This window comes from Actinoplanes sp. KI2 (assembly GCF_025630775.1).
GTDB lineage: Bacteria > Actinomycetota > Actinomycetes > Mycobacteriales > Micromonosporaceae > Actinoplanes.
Map to the genome: position 1 here is coordinate 261,616 of NZ_JAOSZE010000004.1, position 26,872 is coordinate 288,487.

General features: G+C 70.8%; 24 protein-coding genes. 17 read left to right on the plus strand and 7 right to left on the minus strand.

The window, feature by feature from the left end; all coding sequences use genetic code 11:
* Window positions 1–139: 139 nt before the first annotated feature.
* Window positions 140–1,747 carry a molybdopterin-dependent oxidoreductase gene (locus ODJ79_RS06250; RefSeq protein WP_411267265.1) on the plus strand — a complete coding sequence of 536 codons (1,608 nt, stop codon included), beginning with the start codon at window positions 140–142 and terminating at the stop codon, window positions 1,745–1,747.
* Window positions 1,748–1,892: 145 nt separating this feature from the next.
* Here the strand turns inward: ODJ79_RS06250 and ODJ79_RS06255 are convergent, their stop codons facing one another.
* A complete protein-coding gene (locus ODJ79_RS06255; protein WP_263022338.1) occupies window positions 1,893–2,282 on the minus strand; it encodes a WhiB family transcriptional regulator in 390 nt (129 codons plus the stop codon).
* Window positions 2,283–2,513: 231 nt separating this feature from the next.
* On the opposite strand from ODJ79_RS06255, the gene ODJ79_RS06260 reads away from it, so the two are divergent.
* Entirely contained in the window at window positions 2,514–3,359 is an 846-nt protein-coding gene (locus ODJ79_RS06260) for a response regulator transcription factor (RefSeq protein ID WP_263022339.1), read from the plus strand.
* Window positions 3,360–3,502: 143 nt separating this feature from the next.
* Here the strand turns inward: ODJ79_RS06260 and ODJ79_RS06265 are convergent, their stop codons facing one another.
* A complete protein-coding gene (locus tag ODJ79_RS06265; RefSeq protein WP_263022340.1) occupies window positions 3,503–3,901 on the minus strand; it encodes a DUF5319 domain-containing protein in 399 nt (132 codons plus the stop codon).
* 122 nt (window positions 3,902–4,023) lie between these two features.
* Here ODJ79_RS06265 and guaB point away from each other — a divergent pair, with 122 nt between their 5' ends.
* The 3 genes from guaB to ODJ79_RS06280 are packed head-to-tail and all read left to right on the plus strand — an operon-like array spanning window position 4,024 to window position 8,022.
* Entirely contained in the window at window positions 4,024–5,511 is a 1,488-nt protein-coding gene (guaB, locus tag ODJ79_RS06270; protein WP_263022341.1) for an IMP dehydrogenase, read from the plus strand.
* Window positions 5,512–5,522: 11 nt separating this feature from the next.
* Window positions 5,523–6,641 carry a GuaB3 family IMP dehydrogenase-related protein gene (locus tag ODJ79_RS06275; protein WP_263022342.1) on the plus strand — a complete coding sequence of 373 codons (1,119 nt, stop codon included), beginning with the start codon at window positions 5,523–5,525 and terminating at the stop codon, window positions 6,639–6,641.
* Window positions 6,642–6,645: 4 nt separating this feature from the next.
* Complete coding sequence (locus ODJ79_RS06280; protein WP_263022343.1) at window positions 6,646–8,022, plus strand: M1 family metallopeptidase; 1,377 nt, start codon at window positions 6,646–6,648, stop codon at window positions 8,020–8,022.
* A 3-nt stretch (window positions 8,023–8,025) separates the two neighbouring features.
* Here ODJ79_RS06280 and ODJ79_RS06285 read toward each other — a convergent pair whose 3' ends face one another.
* The gene (locus ODJ79_RS06285) at window positions 8,026–9,132 is read right to left on the minus strand and encodes an LCP family protein (RefSeq protein ID WP_263022344.1); all 1,107 of its coding nucleotides are present in this window, start codon (window positions 9,130–9,132) and stop codon (window positions 8,026–8,028) included.
* Between the two features lie 213 nt (window positions 9,133–9,345).
* Here ODJ79_RS06285 and ODJ79_RS06290 point away from each other — a divergent pair, with 213 nt between their 5' ends.
* Complete coding sequence (locus tag ODJ79_RS06290) at window positions 9,346–10,740, plus strand: S8 family serine peptidase (protein ID WP_263022345.1); 1,395 nt, start codon at window positions 9,346–9,348, stop codon at window positions 10,738–10,740.
* Between the two features lie 9 nt (window positions 10,741–10,749).
* Window positions 10,750–12,297, plus strand: a complete 1,548-nt coding sequence (guaA, locus tag ODJ79_RS06295; RefSeq protein ID WP_263022346.1) for a glutamine-hydrolyzing GMP synthase — start codon at window positions 10,750–10,752, stop codon at window positions 12,295–12,297.
* 19 nt (window positions 12,298–12,316) lie between these two features.
* On the opposite strand, the gene ODJ79_RS06300 is transcribed toward guaA, so the two are convergent.
* Window positions 12,317–12,583, minus strand: coding sequence for a PspC domain-containing protein (locus tag ODJ79_RS06300; protein ID WP_263022347.1), 267 nt, complete (start codon window positions 12,581–12,583; stop codon window positions 12,317–12,319).
* Window positions 12,584–12,810: 227 nt separating this feature from the next.
* Between ODJ79_RS06300 and ODJ79_RS06305 the strand changes: the two genes are divergently transcribed.
* The 3 genes from ODJ79_RS06305 (at window position 12,811) to ODJ79_RS06315 (ending at window position 15,841) form a co-directional block, all read left to right on the plus strand.
* The gene (locus ODJ79_RS06305; RefSeq protein WP_263022348.1) at window positions 12,811–13,761 is read left to right on the plus strand and encodes an NUDIX hydrolase; all 951 of its coding nucleotides are present in this window, start codon (window positions 12,811–12,813) and stop codon (window positions 13,759–13,761) included.
* A gap of 4 nt (window positions 13,762–13,765) precedes the next feature.
* The gene (locus ODJ79_RS06310; RefSeq protein ID WP_263022349.1) at window positions 13,766–14,668 is read left to right on the plus strand and encodes an NUDIX hydrolase; all 903 of its coding nucleotides are present in this window, start codon (window positions 13,766–13,768) and stop codon (window positions 14,666–14,668) included.
* A gap of 315 nt (window positions 14,669–14,983) precedes the next feature.
* Entirely contained in the window at window positions 14,984–15,841 is an 858-nt protein-coding gene (locus ODJ79_RS06315; protein WP_263022373.1) for a CDP-alcohol phosphatidyltransferase family protein, read from the plus strand.
* A 51-nt stretch (window positions 15,842–15,892) separates the two neighbouring features.
* On the opposite strand, the gene ODJ79_RS06320 is transcribed toward ODJ79_RS06315, so the two are convergent.
* The 3 genes from ODJ79_RS06320 to ODJ79_RS06330 are packed head-to-tail and all read right to left on the minus strand — an operon-like array spanning window position 15,893 to window position 18,986.
* Window positions 15,893–17,137: a phosphatidylserine decarboxylase gene (locus ODJ79_RS06320; RefSeq protein WP_263022350.1), complete on the minus strand. Its 1,245-nt coding sequence runs from the start codon at window positions 17,135–17,137 to the stop codon at window positions 15,893–15,895.
* Window positions 17,138–17,175: 38 nt separating this feature from the next.
* A complete protein-coding gene (locus ODJ79_RS06325; RefSeq protein WP_263022351.1) occupies window positions 17,176–17,532 on the minus strand; it encodes a hypothetical protein in 357 nt (118 codons plus the stop codon).
* Window positions 17,529–18,986 carry a PspC domain-containing protein gene (locus ODJ79_RS06330; protein WP_263022352.1) on the minus strand — a complete coding sequence of 486 codons (1,458 nt, stop codon included), beginning with the start codon at window positions 18,984–18,986 and terminating at the stop codon, window positions 17,529–17,531. Before ODJ79_RS06330 ends, ODJ79_RS06325 begins: the two co-directional genes overlap by 4 nt.
* A gap of 186 nt (window positions 18,987–19,172) precedes the next feature.
* On the opposite strand from ODJ79_RS06330, the gene ODJ79_RS06335 reads away from it, so the two are divergent.
* The 7 genes from ODJ79_RS06335 (at window position 19,173) to ODJ79_RS06365 (ending at window position 26,824) form a co-directional block, all read left to right on the plus strand.
* Window positions 19,173–20,399 carry a PspC domain-containing protein gene (locus ODJ79_RS06335; RefSeq protein ID WP_411267266.1) on the plus strand — a complete coding sequence of 409 codons (1,227 nt, stop codon included), beginning with the start codon at window positions 19,173–19,175 and terminating at the stop codon, window positions 20,397–20,399.
* On the plus strand, window positions 20,396–21,052 hold the full coding sequence (locus tag ODJ79_RS06340) for a response regulator (protein ID WP_263022353.1): 657 nt from the start codon (window positions 20,396–20,398) through the stop codon (window positions 21,050–21,052). The genes ODJ79_RS06335 and ODJ79_RS06340 overlap by 4 nt, the downstream gene beginning before the upstream one ends.
* Window positions 21,053–21,235: 183 nt before the next feature.
* A complete protein-coding gene (locus tag ODJ79_RS06345) occupies window positions 21,236–22,870 on the plus strand; it encodes an ABC transporter substrate-binding protein (RefSeq protein ID WP_263022354.1) in 1,635 nt (544 codons plus the stop codon).
* 80 nt (window positions 22,871–22,950) lie between these two features.
* Window positions 22,951–23,877 carry an ABC transporter permease gene (locus ODJ79_RS06350; RefSeq protein WP_263022355.1) on the plus strand — a complete coding sequence of 309 codons (927 nt, stop codon included), beginning with the start codon at window positions 22,951–22,953 and terminating at the stop codon, window positions 23,875–23,877.
* Window positions 23,870–24,781, plus strand: a complete 912-nt coding sequence (locus ODJ79_RS06355; protein ID WP_263022356.1) for an ABC transporter permease — start codon at window positions 23,870–23,872, stop codon at window positions 24,779–24,781. The genes ODJ79_RS06350 and ODJ79_RS06355 overlap by 8 nt, the downstream gene beginning before the upstream one ends.
* Window positions 24,782–24,786: 5 nt before the next feature.
* Window positions 24,787–25,815 carry an ABC transporter ATP-binding protein gene (locus tag ODJ79_RS06360; protein ID WP_263022357.1) on the plus strand — a complete coding sequence of 343 codons (1,029 nt, stop codon included), beginning with the start codon at window positions 24,787–24,789 and terminating at the stop codon, window positions 25,813–25,815.
* Entirely contained in the window at window positions 25,808–26,824 is a 1,017-nt protein-coding gene (locus tag ODJ79_RS06365; protein ID WP_263022358.1) for an ABC transporter ATP-binding protein, read from the plus strand. The genes ODJ79_RS06360 and ODJ79_RS06365 overlap by 8 nt, the downstream gene beginning before the upstream one ends.
* The last annotated feature ends 48 nt before the right edge of the window (window positions 26,825–26,872 follow it).

Genomic DNA, 26,872 nt, shown 5'->3' on the forward strand with positions numbered 1-26,872 from the left:
GATGACGGGAGTCGTCGCCGGGGCGTTCGGGGAGCACGATGAGGGGGTGAATCTTTCGGTGCGCGCCGGGCTCTCCGGCGTGGCGGCCGCCGGGGTGGCGGTGGGGGTCGCCGAGGTGGTGGCGGTCTTCACCGGGCCGCTGTCGGCGCCGCTGCTCGCGGTCGGTTCCGTGGTGGTCGACCACGTGCCGCCGGCGGTCAAGGACTTCGGGGTGCAGGTCTTCGGGGTGCACGACAAGACCGCGCTGATCACCGGCACCGCGATCCTGCTGGCGGTCTACGCGTTCGGGCTCGGCGTGGTGGCGGTGCGGTCGTGGCGGCTGGCGCTGGTGGGGATCGGGCTGTTCGCGGCGGTCGGGGTGGCGTCGGCGCTGACCCGGCACGACGCGGGCCTGCTCGCGGCGCTGCCGACGCTGATCGGGGCCGGTGCGGCGGTCTGGGTCCTGCGCTATCTGCTCGACCTGGCGGGCGCCGAGATCGCGACGAGCACGACGGCAACGAAAGCGGTGCCGGCCGCGGTCGGTGCCGGCGGCGGGCGGGCGGTCACGGCGGCCGGCGATTCGGGCGGCGGTTCGGCCGCGGGGGTGACCACCCAGGACAACCCGGCGCCGGGAGACGGCCCGGACCACGACGCAGCCGTCGCCTCAAACCAGGGGACTCGTGCCCACTCGTACGATGAGATCAATGCGGAAAGCCGGCGGCGCTTCCTCAAAGCCCTCGCGATCACGGCCGGCGTTGCTCTGGTCTCCGGCGTCGCCGGACGGTTGCTGACCTCGCGGAAGGCGGTCACCGCGGCGCGTGCGGCGCTGGTGCTGCCGGCGCCGCGGCAGACGCCGCCCCCGCTGCCGGCCACGGTGCAGGCGCCCGGTGCGACGCCCTACGTCTCGCCGAACAAGGACTTCTATCGGATCGACACGTCGCTGTACCCGCCGCAGGTGGATCCCTCGACCTGGCAGTTGCGGATCCACGGGATGGTGCGGAATCCGATCACGATCACCTGGGCGCAGCTGCTGCAGCGGCCGATGATCGAGCGATATGTCACGCTGACCTGCGTCTCGAACGAGGTGGGCGGAGATCTCGTCGGGAACGCGCTGTGGCTGGGCACGCCGATCAGGGAACTGCTCGACGAGGCGGACCCGCTGCCCGGCGCCGATCAGGTGGTGCAGCGGTCGGTGGACGGCTGGACCTGTGGCAGCCCGACGGCGACGCTGCGGGACGGGCGGGACGCGCTGCTCGCGGTCGGGATGAACGGCGAGGCGCTGCCGGTCGAGCACGGCTTTCCGGTGCGCATGGTGGTGCCGGGCCTCTACGGCTACGTGAGCGCCTGCAAATGGATCACCGAGATCGAGCTGTCGCGGTTCGCCGATTTCGACGCGTATTGGGTGCCGCGCGGCTGGTCGCAGCAGGCGCCGATCAAGACGGAGTCGCGGATCGACACGCCGCGCGACGGTGCGCAGCGGGATCCGGGGACGATCGTGGTGGCGGGGGTGGCCTGGGCGCAGCATCGGGGGATCAGCAAGGTCGAGGTGCAGATCGATCAAGGGCCATGGGTGGCGGCGACGCTCGCCGATACCGTCTCCAGCGACACCTGGCGGCAGTGGAGTTACCCCTGGCAGGCGACCGCGGGAAACCACACGATCCGGGTACGTGCGACCGACGGCGCCGGTCAGACGCAGACGAGTACCCCCGCCGATCCGGCCCCGAACGGTGCCACCGGATGGCACTCCGTGCAGGTCACTGTCGGCTGAGTGTCATTGGCTGAAGGACGCACTACCGGTCCGACTCCGGTGCGCAAGTCGCTCATACGGTGGCTTGCATGTCCACCGATGCGGTTGTCGAAGAACCGTCCAACCCTGGAACCCGCGTGCTGTTGCCGCCTCCCGGCCGGCGGCCTCAGGCCGCCGGGGCCTGCCGCTGTGCCGGCACGGCCGTCTTGTGGGGCCGCCCCAGGCGCGCCTCGAGCCGAACAAGGTCGACTCGTCCGTGATGGCGGTCGGCGAGGTCTTCCCAGCCGACGGCGAGCAGCCGCAGCCGCTCCGCTTCGCTGAAGCCTCCCCAGACGCCATAGGGTTCACGCACCGCGAGCGCGTGCGCGGCGCATTCGGCCCGGACCGGGCAGGCGCCGCACATGGCCTTGGCCTTCGCCTCGCGGCGATTGCGGGACGATCCGCGCTCGCCGTCGGGGTGGAAGAACTGCGAGCTGTCGCGGCCTCGACACAACCCGAGTCGCTGCCAGTCCCACAGATCGGCGATGGGCCCGGGCAGTCTGCGAACGTTCGACATCAAACACCCTCCTCCCGCGCGGCGCCGCCGCGTGTCGTCATGAGGGGCCTTGCTCAGGCCTGTCGCGGTGTTACCCCGGTGATCCCCGGCTCACACCCGGATCTTCGATGTCTTCTCGAAGCGCATGACATCGGCCGACCAACTGATGCCGATCTTTCCCATTTTTTCCATCTAAAGCGCGTAATGCTGCGGCCCTCGCGTGATCTCCTCTGAGAGAGAAGGAGGATCGCTGTGCGTACCGTCCTCGTGTGCGTCCGTACCCCGCTGGCGGCCCAGACCGTCGCGTCCACCGCGGCCCGGCTCGGCATGACCGGCGTCGTCCGGACCGCGGTCAGCGAGACCGAGGCCATGATCCGACTGGCTGAACGGCCGGCCGAAGTGGTCCTCGCCGACACCGCCGTGACCCGTCCCGACAGCGTCGGTTTCACCCGGCGCGTCCTCGCCCGCGCCCCGCAGGCGCAGGTGGTGCTCTTCGGCGCCGAAGACCCGCGGGTCGCCGCCGCGGCCGTCGCGGCCGGCGCCCGTGGCGTCATCCGTGGCGTCGAGCACGACCTGGTCAGCGTCGTTGCCAAGGCGCTACTGCTCCTCCTGCTGCCGGTCCGGCCGCAGGGCATGCCGATCAACGGAACGAACGCGCAGCCGGCGGGGGTCGTCGGCGGCGCGCGGAACAACAACTCCCCGGCCGCGCGCGCCTATCAGAACGGTCTGAGCGTGGGCGCGCCGAACTCCGCGGCGGTGCCGGCCATGCTGCCGAGCTCGCCGATGGTGCCGTCACAGCGTGGCGACGCCCCGATCGACCCGGCCACCGGCCGGCCGATGGTGGCCTGGCCCGGCAACGAGGCCGGGGTCGGGGTCGCCGAGGCGGCACCCACCGGGCGGCGGCTCACGCTCACCGAGCGCGAGCTGCAGGTGCTGCGCGGAATGGCGGACGGCAAGAGCAACGCCGAGATCGGGCGCGAGCTGTTCGTCTCGGAGGACACGGTCAAGACTCACGCCCGGCGGTTGTTCCGCAAGCTGGGCGCCCGCGACCGGGCGCACGCTGTCGCGGCGGGCTTCCGGGCCGGGTTAGTGGCCTGACCCGAACGGTCGGCAATTGCCGCCGGTGACTTGGCACGCGGTTTTTCGAAGCCCGCGGGGTTTGCGGGGTTCGGAAAACCGCCTGCCAAGTCACCGGTTACAAGGCAATTGCCGCGGAGCGAAGCGGAGCCAGCCAGCTCTGCCTAACCCTCGTCGTCGGTCCCCTCGGTCAAGGTGTCGTGCACGCCGTCGGCGTAGCCTCGCGCGTACTCCCACGTCACGTAGTGATCGGGGTCGGGGTCGTAGGCGGGCTCGTGCACCCGGGGGCGACCGCTCTCGAGCAGATGACGCAGGTTGCCGCGCAGCAGGTCCCAGTCGAAGTAGTGTGGCTCGTGGCAGTCCTCGCACTCGATGACCAGCCCACGAATGCCGGTAGGACTCAGCAGCGCCTGGTAGATCTCCAGGTCGGAGAGGTCCTCGAGGACATCCTGCCGCTCGGCCTCGGTCAGCGGCTCGGCCTCGGCGTCCTCGTCGATGTCCTCGAGACCGGCGGCCGGGTCGGTCGGGTCACCGTTGAACGGGTCAATGGGCTCATCCTGCACCCCCTTACGGTACTCACCTCGGACGGATGTGTGCTGGCCCGCACGTCCTGTCCGTCCCACGGGAGCGCTCCAGCCGGATGGGTACGATGAACCATCCGTCTTCCGGCAGTTAAGGATGCTCCGTGGAAAGCGACTCGGCCCGTACGGTTCCACTCGGTCTGACCTTCGATGACGTGCTGCTCCAGCCCGGCGAATCGGACATCGTGCCCAGCCGGGTCAACACCAACACCCGCCTCACGCGGAACATCGGCCTCACCATCCCGGTGCTGTCCGCCGCGATGGACACGGTGACCGAGGCGCGCATGGCGATCGCGATGGCGCGCGAGGGCGGCATCGGCGTGCTGCACCGCAATCTCTCGGCCGAGGACCAGGCCGCCCAGGTCGACCTCGTGAAGCGCTCCGAGTCCGGCATGATCACCAACCCGGTCACCTGCAGCCCCGACGACACCCTGCGCGAGGTCGACGGGCTCTGCGCCCGCTACCGCATCTCCGGCGTCCCGGTGGTGGACGGCGACGGCACCCTGGTCGGCATCGTGACCAACCGGGACATGCGCTTCGTCACCGACCACGAGGTCAAGGTGCGCGAGGTGATGACCAGGTCGCCGCTGTACACCGCGCCGGTCGGGGTCAGCAAGGACGAGGCGCTCGCGCTGCTGCAGCGGCACAAGGTCGAGAAGCTGCCGCTGGTCGACGAGAGCGGCCGGCTCCGCGGCCTGATCACGGTGAAGGACTTCACGAAGTCGGAGCAGTACCCGCTGGCGACCAAGGACGAGCAGGGCCGGCTGCGGGTCGCGGCCGCGATCGGCGTCGGCGACGAGTCGTACAAGCGGGCCCGCGGCCTGATCGAGGCCGGTGTCGACGTGATCATTGTGGACACCTCGCACGGCCACCAGCGCCAGGTGCTCGACATGATCGCCCGCCTCAAGCGAGACACGGTCACCGACATCGTCGGCGGCAACGTGGCGACCTTCGCGGGCGCCAAGGCGATGGTCGAGGCCGGCGCCGACGCGGTGAAGGTCGGCGTGGGCCCGGGCGCCATCTGCACCACGCGCATCGTGGCGGGCGTCGGCGTCCCGCAGATCACCGCGATCATGGAGGCGGCCCGCGCCTGCCGCCCGGCCGGCGTCCCGGTGATCGCCGACGGCGGCATTCAATACTCGGGCGACATCGCCAAGGCGATCGTGGCCGGCGCCGAGACCGTGATGCTGGGCGGCCTGCTGGCCGGCTCCGAGGAGAGCCCCGGCGACCTGATCTTCTTGAACGGCAAGCAGTACAAGTCGTACCGGGGGATGGGCTCGCTGGGCGCGATGCAGAGCCGTGGCCAGGCCAAGTCGTACTCGAAGGACCGCTACTTCCAGCACGACGTGCCGGAGGAGAAGCTGGTGCCCGAGGGCGTCGAGGGTCAGGTGCCCTACCGCGGCCCGCTGTCCCGGGTGGTCGCCCAGCTGGTCGGCGGCCTGCGGCTGGCGATGGGTTACTCCGGCGCCGAGACCATCACCGACTTGCAGGAGCGTGGGCAGCTCATCAGGATTACCGCTGCCGGTCTGAAGGAGAGCCACCCGCACGACATCCAGATGACCGTGGAAGCCCCGAACTATCACTCCCGCTAAGAGGACAGATCATGCGTGACGTCGTGGAGATCGGTCTCGGCAAGACCGCCCAGCGCGGCTACCACCTGGACGACATCGCCATCGTCCCGAGCCGGCGCACCCGCGACGTGGACGACGTGTCCACCGAGTGGCGCGTCGACGCGTACCCCTTCAAGATCCCCTGCGTCGCGCATCCGTCCGACGCGACCATGAGCCCGCAGTCGGCGATCTCCCTGGGCCGCCTCGGCGGCCTGGGCGTGCTCAACGCCGAGGGCCTGTGGACGCGGTACGAGGACCCCACCAAGATCCTTGAGGAGCTGGCGTCGCTCGGCGAGGACGCCGACGCCACCAAGCGCCTGCAGGAGGTGTACGCCGAGCCGATCAAGCCGGAGCTGATCGCCGAGCGGGTGAAGACGATCCGGGACGGCGGCGTCACCGTCGCCGTCCGGGTGTCGCCGCAGCACACGCTGGCGCTCGCCCCGGTCGTGCTGGACGCCGGCGTCGACCTGCTGGTCATCCAGGGCACGCTGGTCAGCGCCGAGCACGTCTCGACGACCGACGAGCCGCTGAACCTCAAGGAGTTCATCGCCGACCTCGACCTGCCGGTGATCGTCGGCGGCTGCACCGACTACAAGACGGCGCTGCACCTGATGCGGACCGGGGCGGCCGGCGTGATCGTGGGCGTCGGTGCCGACGAGTGGTCGACCACCGACACCGTGCTGGGCATCCGGGTGCCGATGGCCACCGCGATCGCCGACGCCGCGGCCGCCCGCCGCGACTACCTGGACGAGACCGGCGGCCGCTACGTCCACCTGATCGCGGACGGCGGGATCAGCACGTCGGGCGACATCGCGAAGGCGATCGGCTGCGGCGCCGACGCGGTGATGCTCGGCGAGCCGCTGTCGCTGGCCGAGGGCGCGCCGGCCGGGGGCGCCTGGTGGCACTCGTCGGCGAGTCACCCGTCCCTGCCGCGCGGCGGCTTCTGCATCGCCGGCGAGCCGGACGGCACGCTGGAGGAGTTGCTGTTCGGCCCGGCCGACCGGCCCGACGGGCAGCTCAACCTGTTCGGCGGCCTGCGACGGGCGATGGCCAAGTGCGGGTACCGCGACGTCAAGGAGTTCCAGAAGGTAGCGCTTGTTCTGGACAAGTAGGCCGTTGCTCGCGGCTTTGGCCGTGGTGCTGCTGGGCGCGTGCTCCACACCGTCCGCGCCCGGTGGCGCCGACTTCCAACCCGGAGCCCCGGGCGCCGGCGATCCGTACTTCCCTACCTACGGCAACGGCGGCTACAACGTAGCCGGATATGACCTGAATCTCCGATACGACCCGGGCACGAAGGCCCTGCGCGGGACGGCGACGATCACCGCGGCGGCGACCCAGGACCTGTCCCGGTTCGATCTCGATCTCGCCCACCTCGCTGCCTCGAAAGTCACTGTGGACGGTGCGGTGGCGACCTCGGCCGCCCAGGGCAACGAGCTCGTGATCACTCCGACCGCGGGCATCCGCAAGAACCGGACATTCACCGCCGTGATCGACTACGGCGGTACGCCGACCCAGTTGGCCAACAAGAGCCTCGGCGACGGCGGCTGGCTGAGCACCGCCGACGGCGCGATCGCCCTCGGCCAGCCCGAGTCGGCCAGCACCTGGTTCCCGGTCAACGACCACCCCTCGGACAAGGCCACCTTCAAGCTCGCGATGACCGTGCCCGACGGGCTGACCGTGCTCAGCATCGGCGTGCCGGGCCCGAAGACCAGCACCGGCGGCTGGACCACCTGGCGCTGGACGGAGAGCTCGCCGCTGGCCAGCTATCTGTCCACTGTGATCATCGGGAAGTACCGGATGAGCACGACCACGCACGACGGCAAGCCGATGATCACCGCGGTCCCCGACTCGCTGCCCGCCGACGGGCCGGCCGCCAAGTCGCTGGCCCGCACCGGGGAGATCGCCGACTTTCTGGCCACCCAGTTCGGGCCGTACCCGTTCGACGCGTACGGCGGGATCGTGGTGAACGACGACCGGATCCGGTACGCGCTGGAGACCCAGTCCCGCCCCACCTACAGCCAGTCGTTCTTCGCCGACGACCCGGACTCGGTGGTGATCGCGCACGAACTCGCCCACCAGTGGTTCGGCGACAGCGTGGCCCTCGACCGCTGGCAGGACATCTGGCTCAACGAGGGCTTCGCCACGTACGCCGAGTGGCTGTGGCAGGAGCACGCCGGCACCGACACGATGAAGGCGATCTTCGACCGGACGTACCACGGTTTCGACTGGAGCCAGACGCCCGGCAACCCCGGGGTGGAGCACCTGTTCGGCGACGCGGTCTACAGCCGCGGCGGAATGACCGTGTACGCGCTGCGCGAGACGATCGGCGACGCCGCCTTCGCGAGGCTGCTCACCACCTGGACCAGCACGTACCGGGACGGCAACGCGGACACCGCCGAGCTGATCAAGATGGCCGAGCAGGTGTCCGGGAAGAACCTCGGCACATTCTTCCAGGACTGGCTGTACGGCAAGACCGCCCCGCCCCGGCCGTGAGACCTACTTGTTGACCAGTTTGGGGTGCGCGGCCAGGTAGGGCGCGATCTGATCCTTCGCGACCGCGGTGAGGAAACCCCTGCCCTCGGGGGTCAGTGCCTCGCCCTTGTAGGAGCCGCCGCTGCCCACCCCGTGGCCGGGCAGCCCGACCAGCGTGAGGTCGGCCGGCGTGAGATCGCGCAGCGCGTACGCGTACTCCAGCGGCGTCCGGCCGCCCACGTAGACCAGCGACTTGCCGAGCGCCGTGATCACCTGCTGGAGCTTCTGCGGGTCGGCGGCCAACCCCTGGTCGAGCGCCTTGCCGAGGATCGCCCGGACCAGCTGCCGCTGGTGGCGGGTGCGGTCGTAGTCGCCGTTGGGCAGGCCGTACCGCTGCCGTGCGTAGTCGATCGCCTGCCAGCCCACGAAGTGCCGCCGCCCCGGCAGGTACACGGCCTGCGGCCCGGAGTAGTCGCCGCCGCCCGGCACCAGCGGCCGCATCGAGCCGTCCGGCTTGCGGTGGTGCGACTTCACCTTCTCGTCGACGACCATGTCGACGCCGCCGAGCCGCTCGACCAGCTGGGCCAGGCCGCCGAAGTTGAGGATCGCGCCGGCCTGGAACCGTTTGATCCCGGTGTACCCGCTGAGCACCCTGGTGAGCAGCTCATACCCCTGGCCGACGTTGGTCTTCTTGGTGCCCGGCACCCGCGACCCGCGGCTCATCGCCTCGGTCAGCTTGTACGTCCCGCCGCCGAACCCGGCCTTCGGGAACGCCGGCATGGTCACCCGCAGGTCACGCGGAAGCGAGTAGAGGTACGCCTTCCGCAGCCCCGGCTCGACGTGCAGCAACATGATCGTGTCGGAGTGCGGCTCCCAGTCCGGGATGGTCACCCGGGTGTCGACGCCGAGCAGCACCAGGTCGAGCGGGCCGTCGATGTCCGCCCCCGGGGAGGGTGCCGGCGAGGCCGACGGCGTCGGCTCGGCCGACGACGGTGCGGAGACGGACGCGATCGGGGCCGCCTGCGGCTTCGGCCCGGAGCCGCCGGAGACCGCGAGGGCGATTCCGCCGCCGCTGAGCAGGACGACCACCAGGGCGCCGACGATCCACCACACCAACTTCCGGTTTTGCACAGCGGAACAGTAGAGGACTGAATTCTTTCCCTCAATGGCATGAAGATCGCCCCGCAGGTCGGCCGGGTGGCGCGGGCAAGAAGATCAGCCGCGTACCACCGCCGGGGGCAACCGGGGTGCACCCTCGGCGAACCCGAAATGCCTACCAGCGGACCGAACAGATGAAGGAGCCGACCAACGGTGGCCGGCTCCTTCACGTTCGGGGGCGGTCACTTGCGTGTACTCCTTGGTCTCCTGCTCGCCGGTGGCGCCGTGCTGCCCGCCGTCCCCGCCCAGGCCGCCATCGAACCCGTAGCGCATACCGACGCCGTCCGCCCCGACGACCCCGGGTACGCCCGCCAGTGGGGCATCACCCGTACCCACGTCAACGACGCCTGGTCCACGGTCCGCGGCAGCTCGGGGGTCACGATCGCGATCGTCGACACCGGCGTGAACCGCCTGCCCGACCTGGCCCCGCGCATGCTCACCGGCCACGACTTCGTCAACGACGACGACGACCCGGCCGACGACAACGGTCACGGCACGATGGCCGCCGGGGTCGCCGCGGCCACCGGCAACAACAAGACCGGCGTCGCCGGTGTCTGCTGGAGCTGCAAGATCCTGCCGGTCAAGGTCCTGAACGCGAAGGGCGACGGCGGGTACGACACCATCGCCGAGGGCATCCGCTACGCGGCCGACCAGGGTGCGGCGATCATCAGCCTGTCGCTGGGCGGCTCCGAGAAGAGCCAGATCCTCAGCGACGCGGTCAGCTACGCCGACCAGAAGGGCTCGCTCGTCGTGGCCGCGGCCGGCAACGCGGGCTCGCCGCTGCCGCACTACCCGGCCGCGATCCCGTCGGTGCTCTCGGTCGGCGGCGTCGACCAGCAGGACCACCGCTACTCGTGGTCCAACTACGGCAGCTGGGTGAACGTCACCGCGCCCGGCTGCAACCTCGCCCAGCGCCGCGACGGCGTGACCGACGAGTACTGCGGCACCTCCTCGGCGACCCCGTTCGTCGCGGGCGTCGCGGGCCTGCTGGCGTCCACCGACCCGGCCCCGACGGCCGCGCAGATCCGGGTCGCGCTGACCGGGGGGCGGCTCGACGCGCTGCGCTCGCTGGCGGCCCTGCCGTACGCGGGCGACAAGACCAAGCCCGTCCTGGCCTTCGGGGCCACCCCCGCGCAAGCTCGGGGCGTGGTCACCGTCACCGCCGCCGCCGCGGACCAGCACGGCGTTTCCCGGGTCGAGCTGTACGCCGGGGGCAAGCTGATCGGCACCGACGTCTCGGCCCCGTACACGTTCCGCTGGCAGTCGGCCCCGCGCAACGGCGTGGTCCCGCTCGACCTGCGCGCCTATGACCGGGCCGGCAACCTGACGCAGACCCGCCGCTACGTCCGCGCCGACAACCTCGCGCCGGCGGTCAAGCTCGCCAAGGCTGCGACGTCGGTCACCGTCCGCGCCACCGACGCGTCCGGCATCGCCCGGCTGGAGCTCGTGGTCAACGGCAAGGTCACCAGCCGGTACAGCGGATCCGTGCGCAAGTTCTCCGTTCCGGCCCGCGCCAAGAACGTGCAGGTCCGCGCGTACGACAAGGCGGGCAACGTCCGGGTGGCCGGGGTGCGCCGGTAAGCTCGCCGGGTGAGCACCCCGCGTCCCGTCCTCGTCGTCGACTTCGGCGCCCAGTACGCCCAGTTGATCGCCCGCCGCGTCCGTGAGGCGCGGGTCTACTCCGAGATCGTGCCGCACTCGATGCCGGTCGCGGAGATGCTCGCCAAGAACCCCGCCGCGATCATCCTGTCCGGCGGCCCGTCCAGCGTGTACGAGGCCGGCGCCCCGTCACTCGACCCGGCGCTGTTCGACAACGAGGTGCCGGTCTTCGGCATCTGCTACGGCTTCCAGGCGATGGCCCAGGCGCTGGGCGGCACGGTCGCGCACACCGGCGCCCGGGAGTACGGTCGCACCCTGCTCACCGCCCAGGGCGGCAGCCTGCTGCGCGACCTGCCGGCCGGCCTTCCGGTCTGGATGAGTCACGGCGACAGCGTCTCGGTCGCCCCTTCGGGCTTCACGGTCACCGCTTCCTCGCCGGGCGCGCCGGTCGCCGCCTTCGAGGATCTTTCCGCCAAGCGGGCCGGCGTGCAGTTCCACCCCGAGGTGGCGCACACCGAGCAGGGCCAGGAGATGCTCCGGCGCTTCCTGTACGACATCGCCGGTCTCGAGCCGACCTGGACCGCCAGCAACATCATCGACGACCAGGTGGCCTCGATCCGCGAGCAGGTCGGCGACAAGCAGGTGCTCTGCGCGCTCTCCGGCGGTGTCGACTCGGCGGTCGCCGCGGCGCTCGTGCACAGGGCCATCGGCGACCAGCTGACCTGCGTCTTCGTCGACCACGGCCTGCTGCGCGCGGGCGAGGCCGAGCAGGTGGAGAAGGACTACGTGGCCGCCACCGGCATCCGGCTCAAGGTCGTCGACGCCGCCGACGTCTTCCTCGGCCACCTCGCCGGGGTGACCGACCCCGAGCAGAAGCGCAAGATCATCGGCCGGGAGTTCATCCGCACCTTCGAGGCCGCGGCCCGCGAGCTGGATGCCGAGCGGCACATCGAGTTCCTGGTGCAGGGCACGCTCTACCCCGACGTGGTGGAGTCCGGCGGCGGCACCGGCACCGCCAACATCAAGTCCCACCACAACGTCGGCGGCCTCCCCGACGACCTGCAGTTCGCCCTGATCGAGCCGCTGCGCACGCTGTTCAAGGACGAGGTGCGCGCCCTGGGCAAGGAGCTCGGGCTCCCCGACGAGATGGTGCACCGGCATCCGTTCCCGGGCCCGGGCCTGGCGATCCGGATCATCGGCGCGGTCGACCGGGATCGCCTCGACATCCTGCGGGCCGCCGACCTGATCGCCCGCGAGGAGCTCACCGCCTCCGGCCTCGACCGGGAGGTGTGGCAGTTCCCGGTGGTCCTGCTGGCCGACGTCCGCAGCGTCGGCGTCCAGGGCGACGGCCGCACCTACGGCCACCCGGTGGTGCTGCGCCCGGTCTCCAGCGAGGACGCGATGACCGCCGACTGGTCCCGCCTCCCGTACGACCTGATCGCCCGGATCTCCACCCGGATCACCAACGAGGTGCGTGAGGTGAACCGGGTGGTCCTCGACGTCACCAGCAAGCCGCCGGGCACCATCGAGTGGGAGTGACCCGGCCCCGGGCCGCCGGCTATGCGGCCGGCCGGCCCCAGGTCGGGTCGGAGGGGTCGCGCCAGGTGGTGGGGGCGGGCACGACCGGCTGCTCCTCCGGCATGAGGAACCAGGCCACCGGGTAGGCGAGCAGCGCCGCACCCCAGGTGACGGCGGCGAAGATGACGAAGGCGACCCGGACCAGCACCGGGTCGACTCGGAAATACCGCCCGATGCCGCTGCAGACGCCGGCGACAATCCGGTCGTCCAGGGGGCGGAGGAGGCGGCGGTACGGTGCGTCAGTCATGCCTCCATGCTGGCCGCGGAACCACGCCGCAACCTCGGTGACTGCCCCGATAACAACCCTGAAATCTGGCGCCACCAAGGTGGGAAATTCCCGACACCAGGGGTGCGTTTCCGGGCACGAAGAGTGATCAGCAAGCTCGCTACCTGCTATTACGCAGCGCGTTCACGCTGTCAGGAATCCGACAGACGTTTTCTGCGGGTAACCGACTCCGGGCAGAATTGCGGCCCGTGACCCCCGCACTGGAACCACTTCGGCGAATCGCCGCGTACGCCGTCGCCACCGACGACGACGGTCGCGTGCTGCTCGTCCGTGCCTCGAGCCGCTCCGGTACCCCCGGTGTCTGGTCGCTCCCCGGCGGCGCAGTCGATCATGGTGAAGATCCCAACCACACCGTCGTCCGCGAGACCGCGGCCGAGACCGGCCTGTCCGTCGCCGTCACCGGGCTGCGCGACGTGCTGGCCGACATGCGGTCCATGCCCCATCGCGGCGTCACCATCCACACCGATCGCCTCATCTACTCGGTCTCGATCCGCGGCGGCACGCTGGTCGACCGGGTCGGCCACCCCACCGACCTGGCCCGCTGGCACACGCCGGCCGAGGCGGCCAAGCTCAAGCTCCGCCAGTTCACCGCGGCCGCCCTGGGCCTGGGCGCGGCCAGCGCCGACCTGCGGCCGGAGGAGGCGCCCGACTTCCCGTCGTTCTACGCCTACCCCGGCCCGGACGGTCTGCACCGCGCGCAGCGCTTCGCGGCGTACGCGATCGCCACCGACGCCGATGCGACCAGCCTGCTGCTCACCCGGATCGCCCCCGGTTACCCGGGCGAGGGCCGCTGGCACCTGCCCGGCGGCGGCACCGACTACGGCGAGCAGCCGGGCACCGCACTGATCCGGGAGCTGGTCGAGGAGACCGGCCAGCTGGGCCGGCTGATCGAGCTGATGGGCGTGGCGAGCCACCGCGACGCGGCCTCGCTGGGCCCGGAGGGTTACCCGATCGACTGGCACGGCGTTCGCGCCTTCTATCGGGTGATCGTCGACGCGCCGACCGAGGTGACCGTCAAGGATGTCGGCGGCTCGACCTCCGAGGCGCGCTGGATGCCGCTCACCGAGGTGGCCGCGCTCGGCGACGACCAGCTCACCGAGGTGACCGCCGAGGCGCTCGGGAAAGCGCGACTAACCTAGTCGGGTGAAGATCAGGCGAGTCGGCGCGTACGGAATCTGTCGTGACGAGGCCGGGCGGGTGCTGCTCGCCCGGAACTCGGATGCCAGCGAGTTCCCGGGCCTCTGGACGCTGCCGGGCGGCGGTGTCGAGCAGGGCGAGCACCCGGACGACGCCGTGGTGCGCGAGTTCGCCGAGGAGACCGGCTTCATGGTGCGCCGGGAGGGTCTGCGCGCGGTGACCGCCGACCTCGCCCGGCTGCCGGGCGGCGACCTCGAGCACACCGACCGGATCATCTATGACGTTTCGGTGGTGGGCGGCAACCTGCGCGCCGAGACCGACGGCACGACCGACCTGGTCGACTGGGCCGGCCCGGCGGAGCTGGGGGACCGGCCGCTCATGCCGTTCACGGCGGCCCAGCTCGGCCGTCCGGGCGCATTCCACGACATAACCGATAAAAACGAGGAAATCTTCCGGCCGGAGCGGGTGCAGCGTTTCGGGGCGTACGCGGCCGCCACCGACCCGGACGGGCGAATCCTGCTCGCCAAGATCTCCGGCGGATACCCCGGCGCGGGCCGCTGGCACCTGCCCGGCGGCGGCACCGACCACGGCGAGACCCCCGAGCAGGCCCTGGCCCGCGAGCTGTACGAGGAGACGTCGCAACACGGGCGGGTGACCGGCTTGCTGGGCATTTCGCACCGGTACGACCCTGCGGCCGTGGGGCCGGAGGGCAGGCCGGTCGATTGGCACGTCATCCGGGTGCTGTTCCGGGTCCGGGTGGACGGGCCGACGGAGCCCGTGGTGACCGAGGACGCCGGCGGGTCCACCGCCGAGGCGGCGTGGTTCCCGCGGGCGGCGATCGACAAGATCGACCTGACCGAGCTGGCCCGCGAGGCCGTGGACCGAATCGACCAGGAGCTCAGGAGTTAAAATCCTCACAGGGAACGGGCGGAATGACCCGATCCCCTGCGAGCGCTCGTAGTAAGGGCCAGTCGATTGGTCTCTCGCCAAGATCGCTTGGCTGTGCAATGGTGTAACCCCCGCGATCCGGTGACGACGGAGAGCGGTGGGTAAGGGGGCCACTACCTACTGCCGAAAGTGCTGGTAGGCATACCGATCCCATGGAGGAAACACGTGCCGAGTACCCCTTGGCGCCGGCGTCGCACGACGGATAGTCCCCGTCCCGCCGGTCGCCGTTGGGCAGGCCGTTTACGCCGCGGCGGCACTCTCGCCCGGCAAGCCCTGCTGGTGCGCGTGAGCCGCCGTACCGGAGATTCCGGGCGCGCCGCCACCGCCACCCGGGCCGAGGTGATCTACACCGGGCCGGAGCCCGTCCAGCCCATCTCGGTTCTGTCCTACCCCGAGCTTGCCGATGTGCTCGTCCCGATCGAGCCCGGCGAGCCGGTCGCGACCACCGTACCCCTGCTTCCCGGCGAGCAGACCGCGGCCCGCAAACTGCGCTTCGCCCTCGTCAACGCCTGCACCCTGGCCAGCCTGGCCCTCGGTCTGCTGGCCATCTTCCTGGCCATGCAGGGCGACGTCCGGCAGGCGGCCGCCTGCCTGGTGGCCTGCGTGACGTTCGACGGCCTCGACGGCGCCCTGGCCCGCAAGCTGGGCGTGGCGAGCCCGTTCGGCGCCCAGATGGACTCGCTGGCCGACATGTGCTCGTTCGGCCTGGCCGCCCCGGTCGTGGTCTACGCGTCGCTGGCGCACACCGTGCCCACCGCCGCCGCGGCCGTGGCCTGCGTGCTGGTGGCCGGCTGCGCGGCGATCCGGCTGGCCCGCTTCAACGTCTCGCCGAAGGACGGCAAGTTCTTCTGCGGCGTCCCCACCACGATGGCCGCCGCGGTGCTGGCCGTGACGGTGTTGATCGACCTGCCGTTGCCCGGCCCGGTGCTGCTCGGCGGTGTCGCGGTGCTGGCGTTCGCGATGGTCTCCAGCTTCCCGTACGCGAAGCTGGCCCGCCTGGTGAAGCTGCCGCCGTGGCTCTGGCTGCTCCCCGCGGTGGGCGCCCTGGTCGACCCGCGGCTCACCTTCGCGGCCGTGGTGATGGCGTACCTGGTCAGCGGCCCGGTGATGTGGGCCCGCGCCAAGCGCGCCTGAGATACCCGAAAAGGGCCGCCCCCGCGTGGGGGCGGCCCTTTTGCTGTCCGGCTAGAGCCAGCGGGCGATCACCGAGGCGCCGCCGACCACCTTCTCGCCGACCGTGACCAGCGGCTCGGCGCGGTCCGCGGGCAGGTAGACGTCGGTGCGCGAGCCGAACCGGATCAGGCCCATCCGCTCGCCCCGGGCCACCAGGGTGCCGACCGGCGTCCGCTGCACGATCCGCCGCGCGATCAGCCCGGTGCGCTGGGCGACCACGACCGTCCCGTGCTCGGTGTCCAGCACCGTGTACGCGGCCACGTTGTGCTCGGCCGCCGCGGTCATCGCGTTCGCGTACCCGCCGTCCTCGACGAAGTAGTCGGCGACCCGGCCGGCCACCGGCACCCGGTTCACGTGCACGTCGAGCACCGACAGGAACACCGCGATCCGCAGGAACTCGCCGTCGCCGAAGCGCGAGTCGGTCATCCGCTCGACCGAGAGCACCTTGCCGTCCGCCGCCGCCACGACCGCGGCCGGATCGGTCGGCACCTCGCGCTCCGGGTCTCGGAAGAACGCCGCCACCGGGCCCGCGGCCAGCGCCGGGACCAGCCACAGCTTCGATTTCGGCCGGGCCGCGCGGGCCAGCAGGGCGAGGCCGAGCGCGATGCCACCGGCCGCCACGCCGTTCGAGTCGATGTGCATCCCGCGGGTCACCGGCACGCTCGACGGCCGGTACGCGGGGGCGAGGGTGGCCGCCACCTTCGGGTCGGCCGGGGTGAACCGCAGCCTGTGCACCCGCAGTGGCGGCGAGTTGCGCACCACCAGGTCGGACCCGACCCCGAACAGCGCGCTCTGCCGGAACAACTCGGCCGCCGCCCCGCCGGTACGCCCCGGCACCGCCGGCGTGGCGAGCGTGATCACCGCGCCGTCGTTCAGGTACTTCCCGAGCTTGTCCAGCAGGACCCGCACCTCCTGGGCGGTGCCGGTGACCGGCTCGCCGAGGATCACCACGTCGGCCGGCTGCGCCTCGTCGAGCGCGTCCACCACCCGGACCCGGTCGGCGATCCAGCTGCCCAGGCCGGCGATGTGGTCGCGCAGCAGGTCGGCGGTGCTGCGCTCGCCGGCGACCAGGGTCAGCGTGTCGCCGGGCAGCAGCGCCTCGACCGCGCAGGCCACCGTGAGCGACGCCTGGTCGGCGCCGATCAGCAGCGCCGACGTGGACGCGTTGTGCCGGGCGAACTCGGCGGTGAGGGCGCGGGCGGCCGTGGCGCCGACGCCGACGATGGGTGCCTTGGACACGGACGGAAACGGGGTCATGAGGCCGAGCATATTGCCCGGCCTCCTGACCTCCGGCGTCAGTCCTGGTGAGGCCGCTCCGTCGTGGCCTCGGGGTGCTCCTTGCGGAACCGCTCGCCGGGCTCCTCGAGCAGCTCGCGGACGATCGAGGCATGCATCTCGGGCGGCAGCCCGCCGGGGATCTCGGGCTCGGCCGGCGGCGCGGCGACCGGCACGGGCTGCGGGGCCGGGGTGCGCCCGGAGCGGATCGCCCCGAGCAGCCCGATCACGCCGAACATGATCAGGGCGCCGGCCACCAGCCAGCCGACGGCCGGCAGGTGGATGTCGACCGCCCGGGAGACCGCCCACCACAGGGCGACCATCAGGAAGATCAGACCGAAGCTCAGCGAGACGCCGTCGGTACGGTGCGGCTTCATCGGAGGACCTCCACGTTCCCGGTGTCCATCTGCAGGTCGAGCTTGAGGGTGCCGCCACCGGTGCCGTCCGAGCCGAGGTCGGTGACGGTCTCGTTGTGCACGGTCCCCCCGTCGTACTCCTTGCCCAGGATCAGCGCCCGCCCGGTGTCCAGCGACAGCGAAGCGGTCGTGTCGACCTTGGCCGGGAGCAGGACTCGCAGCTGGCCCACCTTCATGGTCAGGGTGACCGCCTGCGACTGGCCGGTGAAGTCGACGTCGCGCAGGTCGAGCGTCGCGTTGCCGGCGGTGAAGTCGTACCGGTCGGCGATCGCGGCGACGGTCTGCGGGCGGTAGACGCTGTTGCCCACCTGGCCGCCCCAGCGCTCGACGCCGGTCGAGATGCCCAGGCCGATCGAGGCGAGGATGGCCAGCGCGATCAGCCCGCGGGCCCGGCCGAACCACGCGCCGACGATCAGGCCGAGCGCGATCGTGACCAGCGCGGCCGCGAAGTAGGCGGAGACGGTGAGGTGCGCCCCGGCCATGCCGAGCACCGCCATCACGCCCATCACCAGGAGCACCGCGAAGAACGTGAGGCGGCCGAGCTTGGAGCGCTCGCGCGGCGGCTTCGGCGGCTTGGGCGTCCGGGGCTGCGGCTGCGGCGGCTGGTAGGCCGGCGGCAGGTTGCTGCTGGCCCAGGGGCCGTGCGGCGCGAACGGCGGCCGGTACCCGCCGGGCGCGGCCGGCATCGGCGGCATCGGGGAGACCGGGGGCATCGGCGCGGTCACCGGCTCCTCGGCCGCCGGGGCGCCGGCGCCCGGCGCCGGGAACGCGGCCGTCGGCGCGGTGGGCGCACCCGGGGGCGGAACCTGGCCGGGCGGTGGCGGAAATGTGGCGGCCTGCCCGGGGTCGGGCGGCGCCGTGGAGCTCCCGTTGTTGCGCTTGATCAGCAGGACCGCGCCGACGATCACCGCGGCGGCCAGCAGGCTGGCCCGCATCCCGTCGTGCACGATGAAGCCGAACGAGATCACCGCGGCCGCACCCAGCAGGATCACGGTGAGCGGCGCCATCCCGGAGCGGCCCTTGCCGAGCAGGCCCTCGATCGGCGACGCGGTGTCCCCCTCGGCCGGGATGATCAGCCAGCCGATCAGGTAGAGCAGGACACCGACGCCGCTCAGCACGCCGAGCACGGCGACCAGCACCCGCCACAGCACCGGGTCGGTGTTGGTGGCCCGGGCCAGCGCCGCGCAGACGCCGGCGACATAGCGGCCCTGCCGGGGGCGTACGAGATGCTCCCGGGAGAAGGGCACCCCGGGCGACCAGGGCGGCGGCTCGGGCGGAGGGGTCGGGCCCGACGAGGTGGAGGCGTCGGACGGAGGGATCGGGCCCGACGAAGGGGAGGTGTCGGGCGGAGGGGTCGTGCCCGACGAAGCGGAGGCGCCGGGCGGAACGGAAGCGGTGTTGGCTTCGTCGGTCATGCCATCGATCCTGTCTCCGCAGGCGCCTGAGTTGCTTCCGGCGCCGACCCTGAGGCCACCCTGAGATCCGGGAGGCCGGATACCCGGGGACATTCCCCGTGGCCGGACAGCGCTCGACGTGTGACGATCGGTGTACCAGACCGAGGAGGAGTCATCACCGCCGCCGTCAACCCACCCACCCGCCGGCTGGTCCGGCCGCGCGACCACCGGATCATCGCCGGGGTCGCCGCCGGCCTGGCGGAGCATCTGGGTGTGCCGCTGCTGGCGGTCCGCATCGCTCTGGTCGTCCTTCTCGGGTTCAGCGGTCTCGGCCTGCTGCTGTACGCCGTGTTCTGGGCCGTCCTACCGCAACAGGTTCCCACCGGCGCCGAGCCGGCGCGACGTGACCTCGGCAAGCTGCTGCCGTTCGCGGCGATCGGCCTGGGCGTCGTACTGTTGCAGTCCCTGGTCTTCAAGAACAGCGTGGCCGGCACGGTCGGCTGGCTGATCGCGGTGGTCGCGGTCGGCGTCGGCATCATCTGGCACCAGTCCGATCCGTCCCGTCGCGGCCAGTGGACCGGCAACCTGCCCCAGACGCCCTGGCTGGCCGCCGTGGTGGCGGAAAGCGACCGGCGCTACTTCCTGCTGCGCTTCGTCGGCGGCGGCGTGCTGATCGCCACCGGCATCATCGGCGTGGTCGCGGTGTACGCCCCGGGCGTCTCGTTCTCGGTGGTGGTCAACGGCGTGATCTTCGCGCTGGTCGGCCTGCTCGGCGTCGGCGTGGTCGCCGCGCCGCTGATCTACCGGATGTTCAACCAGCTGCGCGCCGAGCGCGAGGGCCGCATCCGGGAGCAGGAGCGCGCCGAGGTGGCCGCCATGATCCACGACCAGGTGCTGCACACGCTGGCCCTGATCCAGCGCAACTCGGCGGACATCAAGGAGGTGCAGCGGCTGGCCCGCGGCCAGGAGCGCAGCCTGCGCAATTGGCTCTACAAGCCGACCGCCTCGCCGACCGAGCGGTTCGCGGCGGCGCTCGAGCAGGCGGCCGCCGAGGTCGAGGACACGTACGCGATCAGCGTCGAGACGGTCGTGGTCGGCGACACCGAGTGCGACGAGCGGGTCGCCGCGCTTGTCGCGGCCGCCCGCGAGGCCCTGGTCAACGCCGCCCGGCACGCCGGGGTGCAGAGCGTCTCGCTGTACGCCGAGGTCGAGGCCGACGAGCTGAGCGTCTTCGTCCGCGACCGGGGCGCCGGATTCGACCTCAACGGCGTGGAGGAGTCGCGCCACGGCGTCCGAGGGTCGATCATCGGGCGAATGAAACGCCACGGCGGTCGCGCCGAGATCCGCAGCACGCCCGGCGAGGGGACCGAGGTGCGCCTCATGCTGCCCACCACCCGAGAGAGCGTGACCGCTGGGAAGGAGTCCGCACGATGAGCGAGACCGAGGGCGGCCGTCTCCGAGTCTTCCTGGTCGACGACCACGCGATGTTCCGCGCCGGCGTGCGCGCCGAGCTGGGCGTGCACGTCGACGTGATCGGCGAGGCCGGCACCGTGCCGGAGGCGATCAGCAAGATCGCCGCGAGTGAGCCGGACGTGGTGCTGCTCGACGTGCACATGCCGGACGGCGGCGGCCGGGCCGTGCTCGATGCGATGCGCCGCAGCCACCCGCACGTACGCTTCCTGGCGCTCTCGGTGTCGGATGCGGCCGAGGACGTGATCGGCCTGATCCGAGCCGGCGCCCGCGGCTACGTCACCAAGACCATCTCGCCGGACGAGCTGGCCGCCGCGATCAAGCGGGTGGCCGACGGCGACGCGGTGTTCAGCCCGCGGCTGGCCGGGTTCGTGCTGGACGCGTTCGCCTCCCGGCCGGACGTGCCGGTCGCCGATCCCGAGCTCGATCAGCTCACCAACCGCGAGCGCGAGGTGCTGCGGCTGCTCGCCCGGGGGTACGCCTACAAGGAGATCGCCAAGGAGTTGTACATCTCGATCAAGACGGTCGAGACGCATGTCTCCAACGTCCTGCGAAAGCTCCAAATGAGCAATCGTTACGAGCTGTCACGGTGGGCGGCCGACCGCCGACTGGTCTGACGCTGCGTCGTGATCCCTGTACAGAAGGGCATAAGCCCAGCTCAGACGGTTGTTGAAAGTTACCTGAAAGGGCCGTGGCGAGTATCGGCTTGGTAACAGGCTCTCGGGGTTCCGGTTTCGCTGTGTCACAGTTGCGGGCGACTCACATACCCCCGTGAGCGCACTGAAGGAGGCATCCTCCACATGCGTGGGAATGGCCCATGGAAGGTGGCGGCCGGAGCGGCCGCCATCGCCTTGTTGGCGGCCGGCTGCTCCAGCGGCTCCTCGGACGACGACGAGACCCTGCCGAACACCATCAGCATCGGTATCTCCGAGCCGGAAAGCCTGATTCCGACCAACACCACGGAAATGAACGGCTCCTCGGTGTTGTCGTCCCTGTTCTATCCGCTCGTCCGCTTCGACGAGAAGAGCACGCCGTACCTGGTCGCCGCCGAGGCGATCACGCACGACAAGGCGAACAAGGTCTGGACGATCAAGCTCCGCCCCGGGTTCACGTTCAGCAACGGCGAACCGGTGACCTCGGACAACTACATCAACGCGTGGAACTACGGCGCGTACGGCCCGAACGGCCAGCTCGGCGCGTACTTCTTCAGCAAGATCGACGGATTCGCGGCGATGCAGGCGGTCGACCCGGACGGCGACGGTCCCAAGAAGGCCGGCGAGCCCAAGGCCCAGAAGCTCGCCGGGCTCAAGAAGATCAACGACACGACCTTCCAGGTGACGCTGACCTCCGGCTTCGCGGGCTGGGCGACGGTGATGGGGTACGACTCGTTCTACCCCATGCCCAAGGCCGCGTTCTCCAGCGACGGCGTGCTCGCGAAGGACTACGGCGAGGCCCCGATCGGCAACGGCCCCTTCAAGATGAAGGGGAAGTGGCGGCACGACTCGCAGATCCAGGTGGAGAAGGTCGCCGACTTCAAGGGCACGATTCCCAAGGTCGACGGCATCACCTGGAAGATCTACCAGGACCAGGGCGCGCAGTACGCCGACCTGGTCGCGGGCAACCTCGACGTGCAGACGAAGATTCCGATCGAGAGCCTGGCCTCGGCGTCCGGCGATCTCGGTAACCGTCTGCAGAAGAGCCCGAGCTCGAGCTTCGCGTTCGTCGGCTTCCCGACCTTCGAGAAGGAGTTCTCCAACCGGGACGTTCGCCGGGCGCTGTCCATGGCGATCAACCGCGAGGACATGACCGACCAGATCTTCCTGGGCTCGGAGACCCCCGCGAAGTCGTTCGTCTCCCCGGTGGTCGAGGGCTACAAGGCGAACACCTGCGGCGACAACTGCGAGTACAACCCGGTCAAGGCCAAGCAGCTGTACACCGCCGCCGGCGGGCCCAAGGACATCAAGATCACGTACAACGCCGACGGCGGTCACAAGGCCTGGGTCGACGCCATGTGCAACCAGATCAAGGGTTCGCTGGGCATCAACTGCACCGGTGTGGGTGAGCCGAAGTTCGCCGACCTGCTCAAGAAGGTCGAGAAGAAGGAGCCGGTCGGCCTGATGCGGCTCGGCTGGGTGATGGACTACCCGCTGATGGAGGACTACCTCGGTCCGCTCTACACGACCGACGGCTCCTCGAACTACTACGGCTACAGCAACTCGGCCTTCGACGACCTGGTCCGCCAGGGCAACGACGCGAAGACCACGGCCCAGGCCGAGAAGCTCTGGGGTCAGGCCGAGGCGATCCTCGCTCAGGACATGCCGGTCATCCCGCTCCGGTTCGGCCAGAACGTGTTCGGCCACTCGGAGAAGGTCACCAACGTGAGCATGGACCTGTTCCAGAAGGTCGACATCTACAAGATCGAAGTCGCCGAGTAGTTTCCCCGTGAAGGTGGTGGCGCCGCGGTCCGTGTGACACCGTGGCGCCACCGCATTTCGTCCTGCAAAAAAGGCCTCACATGTTCCGCTTCATCGTGCGGCGCCTGCTGCAGATGGTCCTCACCTTCTTCGGCGCCACCTTCGTCGTGTACGCGTTGATGTTCGCGGTGCAGGACGACCCACTCCAGGCGCTGGTCGGCGAGCGTCCGCTCACCGTCAGCCAGCGGGCCGCGCTCACCGAGCGCTACCACCTCGACGAGGGCTTCCTCAAGCAGTACTGGTACTACGTGAAGGGGCTGCTCACCGGCGACCTCGGCACGTCGCTGACCGGCCGCAAGATCTCCGACATGCTCGCCGACGCCTGGCCGGTCACCCTCCGGCTCGCGGTGCTGGCGATCATCATGGCGGCCACCGTCGCGATCGCCGCCGGCGTCATCTCCGGCATCCGGCGCGGCAGCATCTTCGACAACGCCACGCTGTTCGGCACGCTGGTCGTGCTCGCCATGCCGATCGTCGTGCTCGCGCCGCTGGCCCAGCTGATCTTCGGCATCAAGCTCGGCTGGTTCCCGCCGACCGCCGGCAAGGACGCGACGCTGTACGAGTTGCTGCTGCCCGCGGCCGTGCTGGGCAGCCTGGTCGTGGCCACCGAGCTGCGGGTCACCCGCGCCTCGGTCGCCGAGAACCTGCGCGCCGACTATGTGCGGACCGCGCGGGCCAAGGGACTCGCCCGGAGCCGGGTGATCGGCGTACACGTGCTGCGCAACTCGCTCATCCCGGTCATCACGCTGATCGGCGTCGACATCGGCGTGCTGATGTCCGGCGCGATCGTCACCGAGAAGGTCTTCAACATCCCCGGGGTCGGGTTCAACCTCTTTCGCGGCATCCGCACCGAGGACGGCCCGCTCGTGGTCGGCTTCGTCAGCTTCCTGGTGATCGTGTTCCTGGTCGTGAACCTGCTCGTCGACCTGCTCTACGCCGTACTCGATCCCAGGATTCGCTATGAGTGACATGAACGCCCTGGTCGCGGAAGCGCCGGCAGCGCCGGGCGGCAAGTCCCGCAGCCTCGCCGCCGACGCCTGGCACGACCTGCGGCGCAGCAAGATCTTCTGGGCCGCGCTGGTGATCATCGTGATCGTGGTGCTGATGGCGATCTGGCCGTCCCTGTTCACCTCCGCCGACCCGCACGACTGCGTGCTCAACCGCCAGCACAAGGGCGCCAGCGGCGGCGCGATCTTCGGGTACGACTTCCAGGGCTGCGACGTCTACGCCAAGACGGTGTACGGCGCCCGCTACTCGGTCGTCGTGGGCGTCTTCAGCGTCCTGATCGCCGGCGTCATCGGCCTCGCCGTGGGCCTGTCGGCCGGCTACTTCGGCGGCTGGCTCGACGCGCTGCTGTCCCGCTTCGTCGACGTCATGCTCGGCGTCCCGTTCCTGCTCGGCGCGATCGTGCTGGGCAAGCGCCTCTCGGCCGACCCGGGCAACAGCAACGGCGTCCTCGCCGTGACGCTCACCCTGGGCATCCTCGGCTGGACGACCGCGGCCCGCGTCATGCGCTCCTCGGTGATGACGGCGAAGAACCAGGACTACGTGGCGGCCGCCCGGATGCTCGGCGCCGGCCCCGGCCGGCTGATCTTCCGGCACGTCCTGCCGAACGCGATGGCACCGTTCATCGTGGTGCTGACCATCCTGCTCGGCATCAACATCGCCAGCGAGGCCACGCTGTCCTTCCTCGGCGTCGGGCTCAAGGGCAACGCGGTGAGCTGGGGCATCTCGATCTCCGAGGCCACCGGGTACGTCCGCGTCGCGCCGGGCCCGCTGATCTGGCCGTCGGTGTTCCTGGCCGCGACCGTGCTGGCCTTCATCATGCTCGGCGACGCCGTACGCGACGCCTTCGACCCGAAGCTGCGGTGACCGGAGTGACAGACATCAGGGCGCAGATCGACGCGCTGCCGGGCCTCGACCCGAGGGCACCGCTGCTGCAAGTCGAGGACCTGCACGTCGAATTCCGTACGCGCGACGGGGTAGCCAAAGCGGTCAACGGCGCGGGCTTCCACCTGTCGGCCGGTGAGACGCTGGCGCTGCTCGGCGAGTCGGGCTGCGGCAAGTCGGTGACCGCGCAGGCGGTGATGGGCATCCTGGACACCCCGCCCGCGCACATCACCGGCGGCCGGGTGCTCTATCGGGGCGTCGACCTGCTGCGGCTCTCCGAAGAGGACCGCCGCAAGGTGCGCGCCAACCGGATCGCGATGATCTTCCAGGACGCGCTCTCCGCGCTGAACCCGGTCTACTCGGTCGGATTCCAGCTCGCCGAGCTGTTCCGCAAGCACCGCGGCCTGTCCCGCAAGGACGCGAAGCAGCGCGCCATCGAGTCGCTCGACCAGGTGCGCATCCCGGCCGCCCGGCAACGGATCGACGACTACCCGCACCAGTTCTCCGGCGGCATGCGCCAGCGCGTCATGATCGCCATGGCGCTGGCCCTCGACCCCGAGGTGCTGATCGCCGACGAGCCCACCACCGCCCTCGACGTCACCGTCCAGGCGCAGATCATGGGGCTGCTCGCCGAGCTCCAGCACCAGCGCAACATGGGCCTGATCCTGATCACGCACGACATGGGTGTGGTCGCCGACGTCGCCGACCGGATCTCGGTCATGTACGCCGGCAAGGTGGTCGAGGAGGCGCCGGTCTACGACATCTACGCGCGCCCGGCCCACCCGTACACCGAGGCCCTGCTCGCCTCGATCCCGCGACTGGACCTCAAGGGCCAGCAGCTCAACGTCATCCGTGGCCTGCCGCCGGCGCTCACCGACATCCCGAACGGCTGCGCGTTCCACCCGCGCTGCGGCTACGCCCGGGAGATCTGCCGGCTCGAGCAACCGCCCGCGTACCGGATCGCGGGGCACCGCGAGTCCCGTTGCCACTTCATCCGGGAGGTCCTCGGTGTCTGACGTACGCGACCTCGTGCTCGAGACCCGCAACCTGGTCAAGCACTTCCCGATCACGCAGGGCATCGTCTTCAAGTCCAAGGTCGGCGCGGTCCGGGCGGTCGACGGCGTGGACCTCCAGCTGCGCCGCGGCGAGACGCTGGGCGTCGTCGGCGAGTCCGGCTGCGGCAAGTCCACCCTGGCGAAGCTGCTGGTCGGCCTGGAGAAGCCGACCAGCGGCGAGGTGATGGTGCGCGGCGAGAACATCGCTCGCCTGTCCGGCCAGAGCCTGCGCCGGGCGCGTCGCAACATCCAGATGGTGTTGCAGGACCCGTACACGTCGCTGAATCCCCGGATGACCGTGGGCGACATCATCGGCGAGCCGTTCGCGATTCACCCCGACGCGGTACCGCGCGGCGGCCGGGAGCGCGGCGTGCAGGAGCTGCTCGACCTGGTCGGCCTGAACCCCGACCATCTCAACCGTTACCCGCACCAGTTCTCCGGCGGACAGCGCCAGCGCATCGGCATCGCCCGCGCGCTCGCCCTCCGCCCCGAGATCATCGTCTGCGACGAGCCGGTCTCCGCCCTCGACGTCTCGATCCAGGCCCAGGTGATCAACCTGCTCGAGCGCCTGCAGCGCGAGCTCGGCCTGTCGTACATCTTCATCGCCCACGACCTGTCCGTGGTCCGGCACATCTCCGACCGGGTCGCCGTGATGTACCTCGGCAAGGTTGTCGAGACCGGCTACCACATGGCCATCTACGAGCAGCCGACGCACCCGTACACGCAGGCGCTGCTCTCCGCGGTCCCGGTGCCCGACCCGCGCCTGCGCGGCCGCCGCGACCACATCGTGCTCGAGGGCGACGTGCCGTCGCCGGCCGACCCGCCGTCCGGGTGCCGCTTCCGCACCCGCTGCTGGAAGGCGCAGCCGTACTGCGCCGACCACGAGCCGCTGCTGCAGGTCCGGCAGCGCTCACCGCACCCGAGCGCCTGCCACTACGCCGAAAGCCGCGACGTCCTCCACCGCTACTGAATTTCGTACGAGTCACCCGGCGCCCGGATCTTGAGGCGTAGGTGTTCG

Bases quoted from the DNA above. Each gene is read 5' to 3' on its own strand.
- ODJ79_RS06255 (WP_263022338.1), bottom strand. From the start codon at position 2,282: ATGTCGAACGTTCGCAGACTGCCCGGGCCCATCGCCGATCTGTGGGAC.
- ODJ79_RS06275 (WP_263022342.1), top strand. From the start codon at position 5,523: ATGCGTGACGTCGTGGAGATCGGTCTCGGCAAGACCGCCCAGCGCGGC.
- ODJ79_RS06300 (WP_263022347.1), bottom strand. From the start codon at position 12,583: ATGACTGACGCACCGTACCGCCGCCTCCTCCGCCCCCTGGACGACCGG.
- ODJ79_RS06320 (WP_263022350.1), bottom strand. From the start codon at position 17,137: ATGACCCCGTTTCCGTCCGTGTCCAAGGCACCCATCGTCGGCGTCGGC.
- ODJ79_RS06325 (WP_263022351.1), bottom strand. From the start codon at position 17,532: ATGAAGCCGCACCGTACCGACGGCGTCTCGCTGAGCTTCGGTCTGATC.
- ODJ79_RS06330 (WP_263022352.1), bottom strand. From the start codon at position 18,986: ATGACCGACGAAGCCAACACCGCTTCCGTTCCGCCCGGCGCCTCCGCT.
- ODJ79_RS06340 (WP_263022353.1), top strand. From the start codon at position 20,396: ATGAGCGAGACCGAGGGCGGCCGTCTCCGAGTCTTCCTGGTCGACGAC.
- ODJ79_RS06345 (WP_263022354.1), top strand. From the start codon at position 21,236: ATGCGTGGGAATGGCCCATGGAAGGTGGCGGCCGGAGCGGCCGCCATC.
- ODJ79_RS06350 (WP_263022355.1), top strand. From the start codon at position 22,951: ATGTTCCGCTTCATCGTGCGGCGCCTGCTGCAGATGGTCCTCACCTTC.
- ODJ79_RS06355 (WP_263022356.1), top strand. From the start codon at position 23,870: ATGAGTGACATGAACGCCCTGGTCGCGGAAGCGCCGGCAGCGCCGGGC.